Below are 15,253 nucleotides of genomic sequence, written 5' to 3'. Positions count from 1 at the left end.
CTCCAGGAGAACCCATGGCGGACGCCATCCAGTTCACCCTCGACGACGGAACGTACGTCCTCGTCGCGCCGCCCACCCGTGCCGGCACCGGGGCCGTGGGCCTGGGCACCCGGCTGGAGAGCGCGGGCGAGAGCCTGCGGGAGGCGCTGCGGCCGGTCACCGCGGCCGCCTCCGAGGTGATCGGCCAGTTCCGCGAGGTCGCCCAGCGGCCCGCCGAGGTGGAGGTCACCTTCGGTGTCACGCTGGACGCCAAGCTGGGTGCGGTTCTGACCAGCGCGGGCACCAGCGCCCACCTCGACGTCACCCTCCGCTGGAGCGGCTCCGAGCCCGCGCTATGACAGCTGACGCTCCATCACCTTCGCCAGGCGCGCCCGCTCACCGTCGGCCGACCGCGCCTGTTCCAGCAGCAGCTGGGCCGAACGGCCCTTCAGGTTCAGGGTCATGAGCTGGTTGCCGAACCAGGGGCCGCCCGTGTGCCGCCAGACGAGCGGGAGTTGGTCGCAGCGTCCGTGCCGGGCGAGCAGGCGTCCCAGTGCGCGTGCCGTCCGGCTCCAGCCGAAGCGGAAGCCGAACCGCATGGACCGGGGTACCGAGTTGTGCACGGGCGAGCAGGTGAGCTGCGTGACGCGGGAGTCGACCTTCCCGGACCGCCAGGCGGGCTCGGCGACATAGGCGTGGTGGACGTCGCCGGACAGGACGCTGATCGTCGCCGGTGCCCCGGGGCCCGAGCCGGCCTCGGCTATCAGGTCCGCCAGCGCGGTGAACGACGCCGGGAACGCGGCCCAGTGCTCCAGGTCGGCGGCCCGGCGCAGCCACTCCCCGAACCTGGCCCAGCGCGGGCCGCGTTCACCCCGGCACAGGGCCGCGTCCCACGCCTCGGCGTCGTGCACGAGGTGGGGCATCAGCCAGGGCAGTGAGGTGCCGATCAGCAGGTGGTCGACGCCCTCCCGGTCCGTGAGCGCCTGGTCCCGCAGCCAGCCCTCCTCCTCCGGGTCGAGCATCGCCCGCTCGTCCTCGGCCAGCACCCGCGCCGCCCGCGAGTCCACGATCAGCACGCGTACCCGGCCGAAGTCGCGGCGGTAGCTCCAGCGGGTCGAGGCGGGATCGGCGTCGGCCTCGGCGGCGAAGGCGCGCAGCAGGTCGGTGCCGTCGGCGGCGGAGGTGACGGCGGTGTACAGCGGGTCGGCGGCCAGCTCGTCCGGGGCGAGGTTGCCGATGTGCTGGTAGACCCAGTAGGACATCAGTCCGCTCAGCAGGCGCTCGCGCCACCAGGCGGTGGCCCGCATGTCGGCCAGCCAGGAGGCGGAGGTGTTCCAGTCGTCGATGACGTCGTGGTCGTCGAAGATCATGCAGCTCGGCACGGTGGACAGCAGCCAGCGCACCTCCGGGTCGAGCCAGGACTCGCGGTACAGCCCGGTGTACTCCTCGTAGTCCGCCACCTGGGTGCCGGGCGGTTCGTCCGGGTCGCGGCGGGCGGCGATCCGCTTCTGGGTCTCCTCGGAGGTCTCGTCCGCGTAGACCTGGTCGCCGAGCAGCAGCAGGACGTCGGGGCGTTCGCCGCCCTCGACGAGCCCGGTGGCGAGGGTGTCCAGGGCGTCCGGGCCGGCCGGGTCGTGGCCGCCGTCGGCGGGCGGCGCGGCCCAGCGACAGGAGCCGAAGGCAACCTTCAGGCCGTCCTCGGAGCCGGGGACACGGATGCGGGAGGGCGGGAAGGGCGAGTCCGGCAGCGGCCACACGGGCTCGCTCTCCAGCAGCACCTCGTACTCCGCCTCGGTGCCCGGCGTGAGGCCGGTCACCGGTATCAGGGCGTAATGGTGGCCCGCTATCCGGAACGTACGCGCGGTGCCCTTGGCGCCGTCGGAGCAGCGCACCTCCGCGGTGCACGGACCGCTCGTCTCGACCCAGACGGTCGCGGACGAGCCGTCGACGTAGCGCAGCAGGGGGCCCAGGGTCAGGCTCGGCAAGATGTCCTCCGTCCCGCCCCGGCCGGTGCGGGCGGGGCGGACCGTACGGTAGTCAACGAAGAACGGGGCCCGACAGTCCCCCCTCCACGGCCGGACGGGATCGCCGGCGGCCCGGGTACGCGGCCGATGGCAGCGCCGAGCGCGCCCGCTACTCCATGCGGGTGTCAAAACCCCCCGATCGGCGGCGTGTCGGCCGCTCAGCAGGCCGGGGTCCGGTCCGAGCCGCAAGGATGGCCGTCACTGACGCCACGGCGCGGGTGGAACGCGAGGACCAGGAGAAGCGGGACCTGTGACAATCATCAATCAGCCCGAGCCGGCGGCTGAGGACTCGAGCGAGAACGAGCTTCTCATCCACCGCAGGCAGCCCGGCAATGTCGTCGTGAAGTGGCTGACGACCACCGACCACAAGACCATCGGCTCGCTGTATCTGGCGACGTCGTTCGGGTTCTTCCTGTTCGGCGGCGTCATGGCGCTGCTCATGCGGGCGGAGCTGGCGCGTCCGGGCCTGCAGATCATCTCCAACGAGCAGTTCAACCAGGCGTTCACGATGCACGGCACCGTGATGCTGCTGATGTTCGCCACCCCGCTGTTCGCGGGCTTCACGAACTGGATCATGCCGCTCCAGATCGGCGCGCCCGATGTGGCGTTCCCCCGGCTGAACATGCTGGCCTACTGGCTCTACCTGTTCGGCTCGCTCATCGCGGTCAGCGGCTTCATCACTCCGCAGGGCGCGGCCGACTTCGGCTGGTTCGCCTACTCCCCGCTGACGGACGCGATCCGCTCCCCCGGCGTCGGCGGCGACCTGTGGATCATGGGCCTGGCCTTCTCCGGCTTCGGCACGATCCTCGGCTCGGTCAACTTCATCACCACCATCATCTGCATGCGCGCCCCCGGCATGACGATGTTCCGCATGCCGATCTTCGTGTGGAACGTGATGCTGACCAGCGTCCTGGTCCTGTTCGCCTTCCCCGTGCTGGCGGCGGCGCTGCTGGCGCTGGAGGCGGACCGCAAGTTCGGCGCGCACGTCTTCGACGCGGCCAACGGCGGGCCACTGTTGTGGCAGCACCTCTTCTGGTTCTTCGGCCATCCGGAGGTGTACATCATCGCGATCCCGTTCTTCGGCATCGTCACCGAGATCATCCCGGTGTTCGCCCGCAAGCCGATCTTCGGCTACATGGGCCTGATCGCGGCGACGATCGCGATCGCCGGTCTCTCGGTGACGGTGTGGGCGCACCATATGTATGTCACCGGTGGTGTGTTGTTGCCGTTCTTCTCCTTCATGACATTCCTCATCGCGGTGCCGACCGGGGTGAAGTTCTTCAACTGGATCGGCACGATGTGGAAGGGGTCCGTCTCGTTCGAGACACCCATGCTGTGGGTCACCGGGTTCCTCGTGACGTTCCTCTTCGGCGGTCTGACCGGTGTCATCCTGGCCTCGCCCCCGATGGACTTCCACGTCTCGGACTCGTACTTCGTGGTCGCCCACTTCCACTACGTGGTCTTCGGTACGGTCGTCTTCGCGATGTTCGCCGGCTTCCACTTCTGGTGGCCGAAGTTCACCGGCAAGATGCTGGACGAACGACTCGGCAAGATCACCTTCTGGACGCTGTTCATCGGCTTCCACGGCACCTTCCTGGTCCAGCACTGGCTGGGCGCCGAGGGCATGCCGCGCCGGTACGCCGACTACCTGGCGGCCGACGGGTTCACCGCCCTCAACACCGTCTCCTCGATCTTCTCGTTCCTGCTCGGCCTTTCGATGCTCCCGTTCTTCTACAACGTCTGGAAGACGGCGAAGTACGGCAAGCCAGTCGAGGTGGACGACCCGTGGGGCTACGGCCGCTCGCTGGAGTGGGCGACCTCCTGCCCGCCGCCGCGCCACAACTTCGTCACCCTGCCCCGCATCCGCAGCGAATCCCCGGCGTTCGACCTGCACCACCCGGACATCGCGCGGGCGGAGCGCGAGGCGTACGCCATCGAGCACTGAGTCGGAGCACTGAAGCCAGCGCACTGAGTCCGGAGACCAGCATGACCAGACTGCCGGGGCAGGAAGCCGAAGGCGCCGGCCTCGGCAACGAGGTCGAGGGGTATCTGCTGTGGCAGGCCACCATCGCGGTGGCCGAGCAGCGGGCGCGGGAGTTCACCGAGCGCATGGACTGGCTGACCACGGCGCAGCGCGAGGAGATCGAGCAGCTCCACGTCTCCGACAGCCTGCGCCGCGCCAAGCAGGACCTGGAGCGCGTCGCGGCCCGGTGCCGGTCGCTGCGGGGCGAGTACGAGGAGCGCTATCGCGTGTTGCGGCTGCGCTGTGTGGGATACACGCTGGGCGCGGCGGCCGGTCTCACCTCGGCGGCGGCCGCCGCGCTGGCACTGAGCCGCTGAGCGCCTGCCGCTTCTGACTCACCGGAGAGGACCCTCGTATGAAGATCGCCGTCGTCGGAGCGGGCGGATTCGTCGGATCACGCCTGGTGAGGAAGTTGCGGTCGGAGGGCCACGAGGTCACCGCGCACGACCGGTCCACCGGGGTCGACCTGCTGACGGGCGAGGGCGTGCCGGAAGCGCTGACCGGGGCCGACACGGTCGTCAACACCATCAACGCCCCCAGCTTCGACGAGGACGCCGTCCCGTTCTTCCGCACCACCACGCAGACGCTGCTGAACGCGGCGGAGGGGGCCGGGGTCGGGAACGTGGTGCTCCTCTCCATCGTCGGCATCGACCAGGTGCCGGACGTTGCGTACTACCGGGCGAAGCTGGAACAGGAGCGCCTGCTGGAGGCGGGCCCGCTCCCGTACACGATCGTGCGGGCGACCCAGTTCATGGACTTCATCGAGCCGATCATGTCCTGGACGACATCGGGTGACACCGTACGGCTCCCCTCCACGCGCCTTCAGCCGGTCGCCGTCGAGGACGTGGTCGACACCCTGGCCGAGGCCGCCACCACCCCTCCCCGCAACGGCATCGTCAACGTCGCGGGTCCCGACGTCTTCCCCCTGGACGACCTCGCCCGCCGCACCCTCGACGCCCACCCCGACGGCCGCCAGGTGACCGTCGACGAGGGGGCCGGCCTCTTCGGCCAGGTCCCCAGGGACGCCATCATCGCGCCCCCGGGCGCCCGTCTGGGTGCGACGTCCTACGAGCAGTGGTTGCAACACCACGACTGAGGCATGTCCGGACTCATTCGTGCACGTCGTCGCAGCGTTCGTCCCCGGAACCGGGTCGGCAGAGGATGCCCACCAGCGTTGTGCCGATGGTGAGGCTGACAGCGCTGTAGGGCTCGCGCGCGACCGTCACCGAGGCACCCTTGGTGTAGCTCCTGTCCGTCGCGTTGGCGGAGTCGACCTTTCCGCGCAGGGTCCCGTGGGAGCCGTCCGCGAGGGTGCCGGTGACAAGACCTCCCCATGTCGAGGTGGACGTGTCGTCGCACGGCGGAGCCTCGGTCGCGCAGTCGCGCAGGACTCGGTAGCGGTACGTGAAGTCGCCCTCCCCGGAGATCTTCAGGGTGGCCTGGGCCCAGCTCCAGGTGCCGCTGACGGCCCGCAGGCCCTGACCCTTGTCGGGGATCGGCTTCGGGGTGCCTCCGGGCGGAGTACCGAGCCACACCCGCATACGGACGGGTGGGTGCCCGTCCGGTTCCGGGTCCGTACCGAGGGCGAGCAGGGTGCCGTCGTACTCGGCGGCGGCGTCCACGCTGACCGACTGCCGGAAGCCGTCCTTCCCACCGGTCACCGCGCTCCAGCGGCGCCCGTCCGACGAGGACCACAGCGCGCCGGTGCTCCTCGTGGCGGACTCGGCCGAACCCAGGGCAAGGTAGCCGCCCGGTAGCGTGACGACCTGGCCGACCCGGGCTCCGCCACGCGGGTTCGCGGCGCCGGCTCGCAGAGCCACGGGCCCGGGTGAGTCCTTCTCCCGCCGCCAGGTACGGCCGTCGGAACTGCGCAGGGTGAACGAGGCGGACTCGCCTTCCGCGCCCCGGCATCGTGCCCGCACCGTGAAGCCGTCCGCGTCGGCGAACGCGCCGACCTCCGGAGGCTGGTCCGGCCATTGGGGGCAGGTGACACCGTGAGGCGCGCCGAAGGGGCCGCCGTTCTTCGCGGCCCAGACGCGCAGGCTGTGGCCCCGCTTGCCCGTGCTCGCGTCGAACGGTCCGCCGTCGTGCCCCACCACGACGGCACCGCGCGGTCCGCGAGCCGCTGCCAGCACGATGTCCGAGGAGCCTCCCCCGGGCAGCACCTCCTCCTTGCCCCACCGCCCCGCCCCGCGATAGCGGGTGACCGCCGCCGTCATCTCCCCGTCCCGGAAGGTCCGGCCCGCGGCGAGCACCTCGCCCCCGTGTTCGGCGAGGACGTCCACCTCCAACTGCCTGGCCTGCGGACGGGACCGCCGCCAGGAGATCCCGTCCACCGAGCGGAACAGCTCGGAACCGCCCGCCTGCGACCGGGCCGCGAGCAGGAACCCGTCCTTCGACGGCACGAGCGAGGTGGCCGACAACGCGAAGAACTCGGAGGGGAGTTCGGTGAGGGGGATCTGCCGCCATCGCGCGGCGACGGCAGGTGGCCCCGGCCGGTCATCGCCCTCACCACCCTGGCAGGCCGAGAGCAGCGTCCCGGCACAGAGCAGGCACAGCAGCCGCCAGAGGCGCCGGGATGAAGTCGTGGAGAGCACTGCGCTCCTTCGCTCGCGCTTTCGTCGTGCCGGGACAGAATGTCAGAGCTTTTTCCCGCTCGTGTGACATGTGTTGCCAGTGATGCACCGGTCAACGGAATTGATTGCTCCGTAAAACCGATTGCCTTTCAAATTGGCCCATCGAGTCCCTTTCGGCCGTCGATGCTGTCAAGATGACCTCCCCTTGATCGTGCCGTCACGAAAGGCAGTCGTGGCCGAGAAACTACTTCCCGCCGCGGTGCGCGAACTGCTGCGCCATATACCGTCCGGCGCCGACGAGTGGGACCTGTTTCTGCAACTCAGCGGCAAAGAGCAGCCGTTGTGGGAGTTCCTCGTCCTCTGTGTCGCCGGGGACGACACCGAGAGCCTGCGGCTCCTCACGACCGGCCCGACTCCACTGCACGACGTGCTCGATCAGGCACTCGGCTACGCCGCGTTGCACAACCCGGTCGACGCCCCCTTCGTCCAGGGCGAGTCGGCACCGGCCCGCGCGTTACGCGCCTACGCGTCGCTCGGGCTCGCCCTGGCCGGGGAGGCCGACGAGGCGGAGACCCATCTGCGGGCGGGCTTGTCCTGGCTGAACCGCAGCGCGGCGGCGGCACGGACGGCCACCGGCTCCGAGCCGGACACGCCGACCGCCCCGACGGACTCCCGGCACGGCGAGCGGCTGGTACGGCTGCTCGCCGCCGCACCGCCCGAGCAGCGCGCCCACCTCTGCCTCGTCCTGCTCGCTCTCGACGGAGCGCTGCCCAAGATTCTGCGCGGGCCCCGGCTGACGGTGCTCGCCGAGCGTGGTGACACCGGCTCGCGCTTCCAGCTCCGGCTGGACCTGGTACGGGGACTGCCGTCGGGGCTGCTGCCTGACCCGCGCAGCATGTCGGCGTTCTTCGGCGACGAGGGCTTCCGCGGCTCACTCGAGGACGCGTGGCAGACCGCACGTCCCCCGAAACTCCGGGGGGCCGTGCTCTGGTCGCTGTGGAACGCGGACGGCCCTGTCGACCACGTGAGCGACTCCTCCTTCGGCGCGGCGCTGGCCGTGCTGCTCACGGAACTCGGCAGGACCCGGGCCAGTCTCTTCGGCCCCCTGCGGCTGCGCAGGGCGAATCCGCGTACGTCCGTCATCGGCGCGGTGAGCGCCGCGAACCCGCGGGTCATCGAGTCCGTCACCGGCTACGAGAGCAAGCTGCGCGCGGTGGAGGACGGCCAGCGGGTAGTGGTGCCCAGACGGGACGAGGCGGAGGCGTCCCGTCATCCGAGCCAGGCCGATGTCGTGGGCGCGGTCACCGTGGAGGAAGCCGCGAAGGTCGTCCGTCGCCTCGACCCGCGCGCGACATACCGGCTGGGGGCCGTCGTCCTGTCGACGCTCCTGGTCGGCTCGCTCGTCGCGCTGGTCTCCACCAGCGACGAGAACCGGGAGAACAACCGCCGCGCCGAGGCGGCCAGACTCGCCGCACAGGCCGTCCGGCTCAGCGGCCACGAGCCCCGCAAGGCCGGGCTGCTGGCACTCGCCGGACATGAGATCGACCCGAAGAGCACGGAGGCAGAGAACGCCATCCAGGAAGTCCTGGAGGCCAACCGCAACACCGTGCGCAGCTGGGTGGCGGACCAGCGGGTGGTCAGCGCTCTCGCCGTCGACGACGCCGGGCACCGGGCGTACACCTCGGGTGCCGACGACGTGATCCGGGTGTGGGACACCTGGTCGGGGGACAAGCTGGCCGAGGTGAAGGGGCGGGCGAGCGGGCTCGTACGCGGTACCGCGTCGGGTGTCCTGGTGGCGCTCGACGGCCGGGACCTGCGGCTGTACGACGCCACGGGCGACAGACCCGATGCCCTGGGTGAGGTGAAGGCGCCTTACTGCACCGGGGAGTACAGCGAGATCGTGGGGGTGGGCTTCACCGCGAACGGGTCCGCGCTCACCACCGTCTTCGACGACGGCGCGGTGTCCACCGTCGATCCGACCAGTCGTACGGTGACGGGCTGCACCCGGCTCAGGGATGTCGCGGGGAAGGAACTCGCCGGCCGGCTGGCCTCGAACCGTACGGCGATCAGCGCGGACATCGTGTCCGGCTCGTCCGGCGCGGACGGCAGCGACGACGAGGCGGTGCTCCTGCTCACCACGAACGAGGTGGTGGCCGTGAACCTGCGGACGAGCAAGGTGTCGCAGGTGGTGCCGGCCGACAAGGTCCCCGGCGACGCGTCACTGGTCCAGGCTTCCCAGGACGTCGTGACGCTGGCGACGGACGGCGGGGTCCTGGCCTGGGACCGTGCCGGACGCAGCAGGATCGCCTATCCGCTGGGCGCGCTCTCCTCCCGGCCGACGGCCCTGGAACAGGACGGCGACGATGTGGTGATCGCCGGCGAGAGCGGCACCGCGGTGGTTCCCGTCCAGGCCGGTGGGGACAGCGGCTCCGGGGCTCTGTCCGCGCCCACCGGCGGGCGTTCCGTCGCCGCCGTGCGGGCGGGTGACGGAACGGTCGTGGCGGCGGGGGACAACCGGGTGACCGTGCTCGGCAACCATCCGGTGCAGCGGGCGCTGCCCTCCACTCAGCCGTCCACGGCCATGGCCTTCGGCTCCGGACACACGCTGGCGCTCACCGACTTCATGACGAACACCTCCTACGGCGCGTTCGCCATCGACCTCGACGCGGTGCCCAGGACGTCCGGGGCCGCGGCGCCCTCGTACGAGCCCGTCACCGACTACCCGGCCTCCGCCTCGTACATCAACGACCTCGCGGTGTCGGACAAGTTCGTGGCGGCGGGCGGACAGAGCCGGGGCCTTGCCGCGCTGACGGTGTGGAAGCGGGACGGCACCTATCAGCAGGAGTTGCTGATGTCACCCGACGAGGACCGCAAGCGAAAACTGGAGGATCGCATCGTGGCCCAGGTCGCGTTCGTCCCCGAAGCCCAGTTGCTGGTTGCGCGCAACGCGGTCGGGGACGTCGGCATCTGGTCGACCAAGGACTGGCAGCGCCTCGGCACGCTCCCGTTCAAGTCCGACTCGACGGAAATCGCGATCCACGGGAGCACCGGCGTCTTCACCGAGGGCTCGGGGAAGAGCACCCGGATCGTCATGGTGGACCTGGTCACCCGCAAGCGGCTGCGTTCGGTGGCCGCGCCCGACGTGGTCCGGCTGTCGATGTCGTCGGACGGGTCCCGGCTCGTCGCCCTCAGCTGGGTCAGTGGCAGCATCACGGTGCTGGACGGCAGGAAGCTGACGCCGGTGCGGCGGCCTCTGAGCCCGCCCGCGGGTGAACTCGTCCGGGATGTGGCCCTCTCGCCCGACGGCCGGCTGGTGGCGTTCGCGATGGGGGATCACATCCTCGTCGACAACCTCAGGACCGGGCAGCAGGCGATGCCGCAGCTCAACGACACCGCTGAAAAGCCCGTGGTGTCGCTGGAATGGTCACCGGACGGTGCCTATCTCTCGGGACTCACTCTTCCGCCCGAGCGTGAGAACAAGCGGCCGGGCGGGGTCGACATCTGGAAGATGACCGAGGGCTCGCTCACGCGGCGGATGTGCGACTGGGCCGGCGGTGGTCTGTCGCGCGACGAATGGAAGGAGTACGTGGACGAGTCCGTGGGGTTCATCGAGCTGTGCGAGGACGTGACCGGGTGAACCGGCTTGGCGGACTGACGAGTTGGCTCGTGGCTCTGGTCATGGGCACGATGCTGGCCTCGGCGTGCGACCCGGGCGGAGGACACCCCGCGTCGAAGGGCGGCGGACCGGAGGGAGCCCATGGTGCCCCCGTGCTCGCGTTCGTCCGGCCGCTCTCGCGGGAGATCGTGCTCGCGGACGCGGACGGCAGGACCTGGCGGGGCGCGCGGACGAACGCCGCCGCGGACTACGTCCGGTGGTCGCCCGACGGATCGGCGCTGGCGTGGATCGACGACGAGAACGACCCCCGCAGCCACGACGGCCGCAGGCTGCACCGCCTCGACATCGCCACCGGCCGCGAGCGGAAGATCCCGTGCGCCTGCCACGGAGTGGGTTTCCTGGGCGCGGAGGTCGCCACGCTGACCAGCGACGGCGACGCACTGCTGCTCGTCGGGGCCGGACAAGGAGCCCGGCGCGTACCACTGCGCGATCCGGTGGGGGACTACGCCAAACTCGCCGCCGGCGGCCGGGACATGGTGACGGTGGCCGATCCGCTGCCCGAACAGGAAGCCGGCCGGGGCCAGTACCAGCTCCTGGCCGTCGACGGTTCCGGCACGGTCCGGCCGTTCCTCCCGGCCCGGGCGCCGACCTCGATGGTGGAGGGTCTGCAGTCCCCCGACGGACGGCGCGTCGCCTGGTCCTCGGCCGACTCCGGCGGGGCCTGCTGGACTTACGGGAACGCGCTGCTCGCGACGTACGGCCGGAAGGGCCGCCAGGCTCCCGCACGTCCGGCCGACGCGGCGATGACCCGTGCGCTGCTGAAGGAGCGCGCGCTGGTCACGGGCCTCGCCTGGGCAGGCGACGGCGTCACCGTGACCTTCGGGCCACTGCAGAGCTGCCAGGCCGTACCTCCCGCGCGCTTCGTGTCGTACTACCTGCACGACGGCAAGTGGCGTTTCATCGGCACGGGTATGCGGGCGGTCGGCTACGGCGCCCAGGGGCGCAGTGCGCGGATTCTGGTGCCCCCTCGGGTGGTGCCGCGCAAGGACGAGGAGTTCTACATCCCCGTACTCGGCGACCTGGAGTTCACCGACCGGCATCACGAACGCCATGCCCTCGGCTCCGGGGTGTCCGAATTCGCCTTCACCCCGGGGGAGAGCGCGAGGGCGCCCGCGCCCGCGCCGGCCGAGGAGCCGGGGTCGAGCGGCGTGGTGGGCACGACGGACCGGGGTGAGCCGTTCCCGGCACATCTGCGGGCCTTGGCGCAGCGCATCAAAGACGCCGCCGAGGATGACGACGCCGCACGCCTGCGGGCCCTGTGCGGCTCCTGCGACAACGAGACGAAGAAGGCGATCGGCACCGCCAAGGGCCGCCGTGAGCTGGTGAAGCTGCTGAGCAGTCATCCGGGCCGGAAGGAGAACGGCATCGTGTTCCCCGGCCTCGCGGCCCATCGCTGCGTCGACGAGCCCGGGCAGAACATCACCTGCACCGCCGAACAGCTCGCCGACATCGCGCTGCTGGGCATCCCGGCGGACAACGACCTCGATACCTACCAGGGTCAGATCTACGAGCCCTCACTCGAAGGAAGACTGCAACTGCGTTCGGGTTCCGGCGGCAAGGCCCTGTGGGTGGGGAGGATCGAGCCATGACCTGCACGGACGACATCGGGGACGCCGGGACGGCGGAGGCGACGGAGTGCGGCTGCGGTCGCGGCTGCCCGCCCCACTCCCCCGCCGCGCCGGAGCCCGAACGTCGCGGGCCGCACGGCCCGGTCATGACCGGGGACGTGGTGGACGGTGAGAGTGTCCTCGGTTTCGGTTACGAGCCGCCGCCGCAAGGGACACCGCCCGGGGCGCGATACGACCGGCTGCTGGCGGAGAGCGACCTGGGCTCCGCCTCGCCCCCGCTTCGCCCGGTCCCCGCCGCCCGGCCTCCGGCCCCCGGCGACGACCGGCTCCCGCACCACCGGCTGCCAAAGACGGCGGTCGTACCCGCCGCTCGCAGATCGCGCTGTCTTCCGGCGGCCGTGCGCGACCTGCTGGCCGACGGGTCCGCGCCCTGGGCGACGGTGGTCGAGCCCGTCGCCCGGAGGGTGCGGGCGGCCGGACACGAACTCTGGCTGACCGGCGGAGCGTCCCGGGAACTGCTGTCCGAGCACGGCCGGGAAGCGGTCCGGGACCTGGATCTGACGGGCACGGCACCGGCGGGCCGGTACGCGGAACTGGCACGCGAGGCTCTGGAGGAGGACGGTGAGAGCTACGAGCTGAGGACCCGGGTGAGCCCCGACAGCCTCGTGTGCACGGTGTACGACGTCGGCCTGTCCACGGCGTTGCTGGAATACCGGGGGCTGGGGCAGGAGGGTTTCGGCTTCCCCGCCACCGGCACCGACCTCGCCGCTGACAGCAGGCAACGGGACTTCACGGTCAACAGCATCCTGTACGACTTCGAGCGCCATCTCGTCATCGATCCGAGCGGGCGCGGGCTGTCCGACCTGGCGGTGCCGGGGCGCGCCCTGACCCCGGCCAACCGGTCGTCCGATCCCCTGATCCGGAGCGAACTCGTCCTGCGGGCGGTGAAGTTCCTCGTGCGATGGGAGGCCGAGGGTCCGGTGGACACACGCGAACTGTGCGCCTGGACGGCCGAGTTCCCGGACGATCTGGCCGGTGCGGTCCGGGAGCGCGGGGACACCGCGTGGCAGCGACTGTGCGCCCTGCATCACGAATGTCTGGGCACCGTCCAGGCGGAACGGCAGTCAGCCGCGGCGCGCTCGCTGGGGCCCAGCGTTGAGCGCTTGTTCGAGGCGTTGCTGGGGAGCCGTGCGTGAACGGGCCGCCCACCTCCGCCGCCACTCCGTCCGCACCGCACCGGCCCCTGGCCCGCTGGGTGGCGCGCCTGGACGCCGGCCCCCCGGAGTTCGGCGATCACCGTGTCACGGGCGTCGTGAACGACGGGGCCGAACGGACAGACGCCCGGTCTCTCCCCCTGTTCCAGGACCCGGCCTGGCGACGGGTGGGCCTTACCGCCCGGCGGGGCGACGGCCCGGCCGTTCCCGCCCTGGCCCTCCACCACCCCGGGCACGACACGGCCTACGTAGAGCTGGACGACTACGGCCGGCCCCTGCCCGCGAGCACGGCCGGCGCCCAGTTGGTCTCCCGTATGGAGGCGCGGTGGGGCGTCCCGCCCTCCGATCCGGACGTCCTGCGTGTCCTCGCGGGAGAGAGTCTCGACCTCAGGCACGTGCTGCTGCACCGGCTCGCCGACGAGACCGAGCCGCCACCCGTCCTTTTCCACGCGCTGCCCTGGGCCGGCCTGGAGGCGGTCGCGGGAAACGTCCTGACGATGCTCGACGCAGCCGGCCCCGTCGAACGCCCGGCCTTCGAACTCCGCCACTGGTTCACCCCGGCGGCGACCCGGCTGGCCGGTCCCCTCGCGGTGCTGGAACGGGCACTGCGGGAGGGCCGGGAACCGGTCGTGTTGCGGCGTGAGGCCGCCGCTCTGCTGACCGGTCTGCTGGCCGCCCGCCCGGAGCGGCTCCCCGACTCCACCACCCGCCGGCTCTCCCTTCTCGCCGAACGTCTCGGCTCACAGGACCCCTTGCTGCGGCACACCGCCCGGGTGATCGCCACCAGGCTGCGGCCCGACCGGCCGGACCGGCGCTCCCCCTCCCCCTCTCTCGTCCTCCGTATGGACCCCGTACTCCCCGCCGCTGCCCGCACCACGGGCTCCGGCTACCGGACGACCGTCCGGGACGAGTCGTTCGAGCTGCGGGCCGACCACACACCCGGGGGCCGAGTACGGGTGATGCTCACCGTGCCCGCGCCCCCGGGCACGGACGAGGGTGCCTGGACGACATCCCGGGAGGGCCTCGTGGCACCGCTGACGATCCGCACGGCGGAGACGGGAACGGCGCGCTTGTGGATCGCGCTGCGCGAGAGAGCGGACTCCCTGCTGGGCACCCTCGAACTGTTCTCCCGGCCGAGCCGCCTCGACCTCGTGGCGGACGAGCCCGCGATCCCGTTCACCGCGCTGCGGAACGTGCCCGCCACCGATCTGGTGCCCTCCCTGCGTGCCTCCTCCGCCGCCACCCAGCGCCTGTGGGAGAGCGCGGCGGCGGCGCTCCCGGCCGGGCACCCGGTGCCGGTGGCCCTCCGGCTCCACCGCGACGAGGTGACCCGCTGACCCGGACGACGACAAGGTGGTACGACGTGGCAGAGAGCCCTCAGTCCGATCCCGGTGCGCGGCGGGCGGCGATCGCGGACGAGCTCCGGCGGGTCGAGGAGAGCGCGATGTACAGCGCGCAGACGCAGTTCGAGACCGCGAAGCACTGGCGGGGCGTGCACCTGCTGATGGGCATTCCCACCACCCTGCTCGCGGCGGTGGCCGGGACGACCGCCCTGGTGGAGTCGACCGGACGCGTCGCCGCCGGCATCCTCGCGCTGGTCTCCGCCGGGCTGGGTGCCGTCATGACCACCGTGAACGCACCCCAGCGCATGTCCCACGCCACCGCCTGCGCGAACGCCTACCTCGAGGTACAGACGGCGGCCCGCCAGACCCGCACCGTGGATCTCCCCGTGCTCGCGCTCGACGACGCGCGTGCCGTACTCGCGGAGCTGACCTCCCGCTGCGGCGAGCAGAACCGCGCGGCGGAGCCTCCGGGCCGACGCGCCTACCGCCGCGCGCAGAGCAACATCGAAGGGGGCGGCCAGACCTACGCGGTGGACCGGGCGGACGCACACCCCGTACCGGCGAGCCGGGACGGCGCCTGAAACGACCCTCCGGCCCTCGACCCGGTTCCGGAAAAAGATCAGGGCCGGTTTCGGATTTCTCCGAAACCGGCCCTGATCTGCGACTCTCACGAGTCGGGACGACAGGATTTGAACCTGCGACCCCTTGACCCCCAGTCAAGTGCGCTACCAAGCTGCGCCACGTCCCGATGCTGTTTGACCTGGGGTTTCCCTGGCCGAAACGCGCAGGGAAACTCTACCGCACTTGGGTCCGTGCTCGCGCACGGCCGTTCTTGACCTCAAGAGGGCTT

Annotated in this window: 11 protein-coding genes and 1 tRNA gene; 9 read left to right on the top strand and 3 right to left on the bottom strand. The window is 71.4% G+C overall.

The annotated features are described in order from the left end of the window. Positions 1-14: 14 nt before the first annotated feature. On the top strand, positions 15-338 hold the full coding sequence (locus D0Z67_RS25090) for a CU044_2847 family protein (protein WP_051887735.1): 324 nt from the start codon (positions 15-17) through the stop codon (positions 336-338). Here the strand turns inward: D0Z67_RS25090 and D0Z67_RS25085 are convergent. Further along, positions 333-1,964, bottom strand: coding sequence for an alkaline phosphatase D family protein (locus D0Z67_RS25085; RefSeq protein WP_031181505.1), 1,632 nt, complete (start codon positions 1,962-1,964; stop codon positions 333-335). The genes D0Z67_RS25090 and D0Z67_RS25085 overlap by 6 nt on opposite strands. Positions 1,965-2,253: 289 nt before the next feature. On the opposite strand from D0Z67_RS25085, the gene ctaD reads away from it, so the two are divergent. The 3 genes from ctaD to D0Z67_RS25070 are packed head-to-tail and all read left to right on the top strand — an operon-like array spanning position 2,254 to position 5,122. Then, the gene (gene ctaD, locus D0Z67_RS25080; protein ID WP_131589709.1) at positions 2,254-3,948 is read left to right on the top strand and encodes an aa3-type cytochrome oxidase subunit I; all 1,695 of its coding nucleotides are present in this window, start codon (positions 2,254-2,256) and stop codon (positions 3,946-3,948) included. A 41-nt stretch (positions 3,949-3,989) separates the two neighbouring features. After that, positions 3,990-4,343: a hypothetical protein gene (locus D0Z67_RS25075; protein ID WP_031181506.1), complete on the top strand. Its 354-nt coding sequence runs from the start codon at positions 3,990-3,992 to the stop codon at positions 4,341-4,343. A 38-nt stretch (positions 4,344-4,381) separates the two neighbouring features. Continuing rightward, on the top strand, positions 4,382-5,122 hold the full coding sequence (locus D0Z67_RS25070; RefSeq protein WP_031181507.1) for an SDR family oxidoreductase: 741 nt from the start codon (positions 4,382-4,384) through the stop codon (positions 5,120-5,122). 13 nt (positions 5,123-5,135) lie between these two features. On the opposite strand, the gene D0Z67_RS25065 is transcribed toward D0Z67_RS25070, so the two are convergent. After that, positions 5,136-6,623: a hypothetical protein gene (locus tag D0Z67_RS25065; protein ID WP_031181508.1), complete on the bottom strand. Its 1,488-nt coding sequence runs from the start codon at positions 6,621-6,623 to the stop codon at positions 5,136-5,138. A gap of 211 nt (positions 6,624-6,834) precedes the next feature. Between D0Z67_RS25065 and D0Z67_RS25060 the strand changes: the two genes are divergently transcribed. From D0Z67_RS25060 to D0Z67_RS25040, 5 genes are all read left to right on the top strand, one after another. Next, positions 6,835-10,239 (top strand): WD40 repeat domain-containing protein, encoded by a 3,405-nt coding sequence (locus D0Z67_RS25060; RefSeq protein ID WP_031181509.1) that lies wholly within the window; start codon positions 6,835-6,837, stop codon positions 10,237-10,239. Positions 10,240-10,370: 131 nt separating this feature from the next. After that, the gene (locus tag D0Z67_RS25055) at positions 10,371-11,867 is read left to right on the top strand and encodes a TolB family protein (protein WP_031181510.1); all 1,497 of its coding nucleotides are present in this window, start codon (positions 10,371-10,373) and stop codon (positions 11,865-11,867) included. Then, positions 11,864-13,042 carry a nucleotidyltransferase family protein gene (locus tag D0Z67_RS25050; protein WP_031181511.1) on the top strand — a complete coding sequence of 393 codons (1,179 nt, stop codon included), beginning with the start codon at positions 11,864-11,866 and terminating at the stop codon, positions 13,040-13,042. Before D0Z67_RS25055 ends, D0Z67_RS25050 begins: the two co-directional genes overlap by 4 nt. Further along, on the top strand, positions 13,039-14,397 hold the full coding sequence (locus D0Z67_RS29765) for a hypothetical protein (protein ID WP_031181512.1): 1,359 nt from the start codon (positions 13,039-13,041) through the stop codon (positions 14,395-14,397). Before D0Z67_RS25050 ends, D0Z67_RS29765 begins: the two co-directional genes overlap by 4 nt. A 26-nt stretch (positions 14,398-14,423) precedes the next feature. After that, positions 14,424-14,984, top strand: coding sequence for an SLATT domain-containing protein (locus D0Z67_RS25040; protein WP_051887738.1), 561 nt, complete (start codon positions 14,424-14,426; stop codon positions 14,982-14,984). A 93-nt stretch (positions 14,985-15,077) separates the two neighbouring features. Here D0Z67_RS25040 and D0Z67_RS25035 read toward each other — a convergent pair. Then, positions 15,078-15,151: transfer RNA gene (locus D0Z67_RS25035), tRNA-Pro, on the bottom strand. Positions 15,152-15,253: the final 102 nt, after the last annotated feature.

Source organism: Streptomyces seoulensis (genome assembly GCF_004328625.1).
GTDB classification, from domain to species: domain Bacteria; phylum Actinomycetota; class Actinomycetes; order Streptomycetales; family Streptomycetaceae; genus Streptomyces; species Streptomyces seoulensis.
This window is presented reverse-complemented; position numbering and strand designations above follow the sequence as displayed.

Coding starts and splice junctions, on each gene's coding strand:
- D0Z67_RS25090 (WP_051887735.1), top strand. CDS start 15: ATGGCGGACGCCATCCAGTTCACCCTCGACGACGGAACGTACGTCCTC.
- D0Z67_RS25075 (WP_031181506.1), top strand. CDS start 3,990: ATGACCAGACTGCCGGGGCAGGAAGCCGAAGGCGCCGGCCTCGGCAAC.
- D0Z67_RS25070 (WP_031181507.1), top strand. CDS start 4,382: ATGAAGATCGCCGTCGTCGGAGCGGGCGGATTCGTCGGATCACGCCTG.
- D0Z67_RS25050 (WP_031181511.1), top strand. CDS start 11,864: ATGACCTGCACGGACGACATCGGGGACGCCGGGACGGCGGAGGCGACG.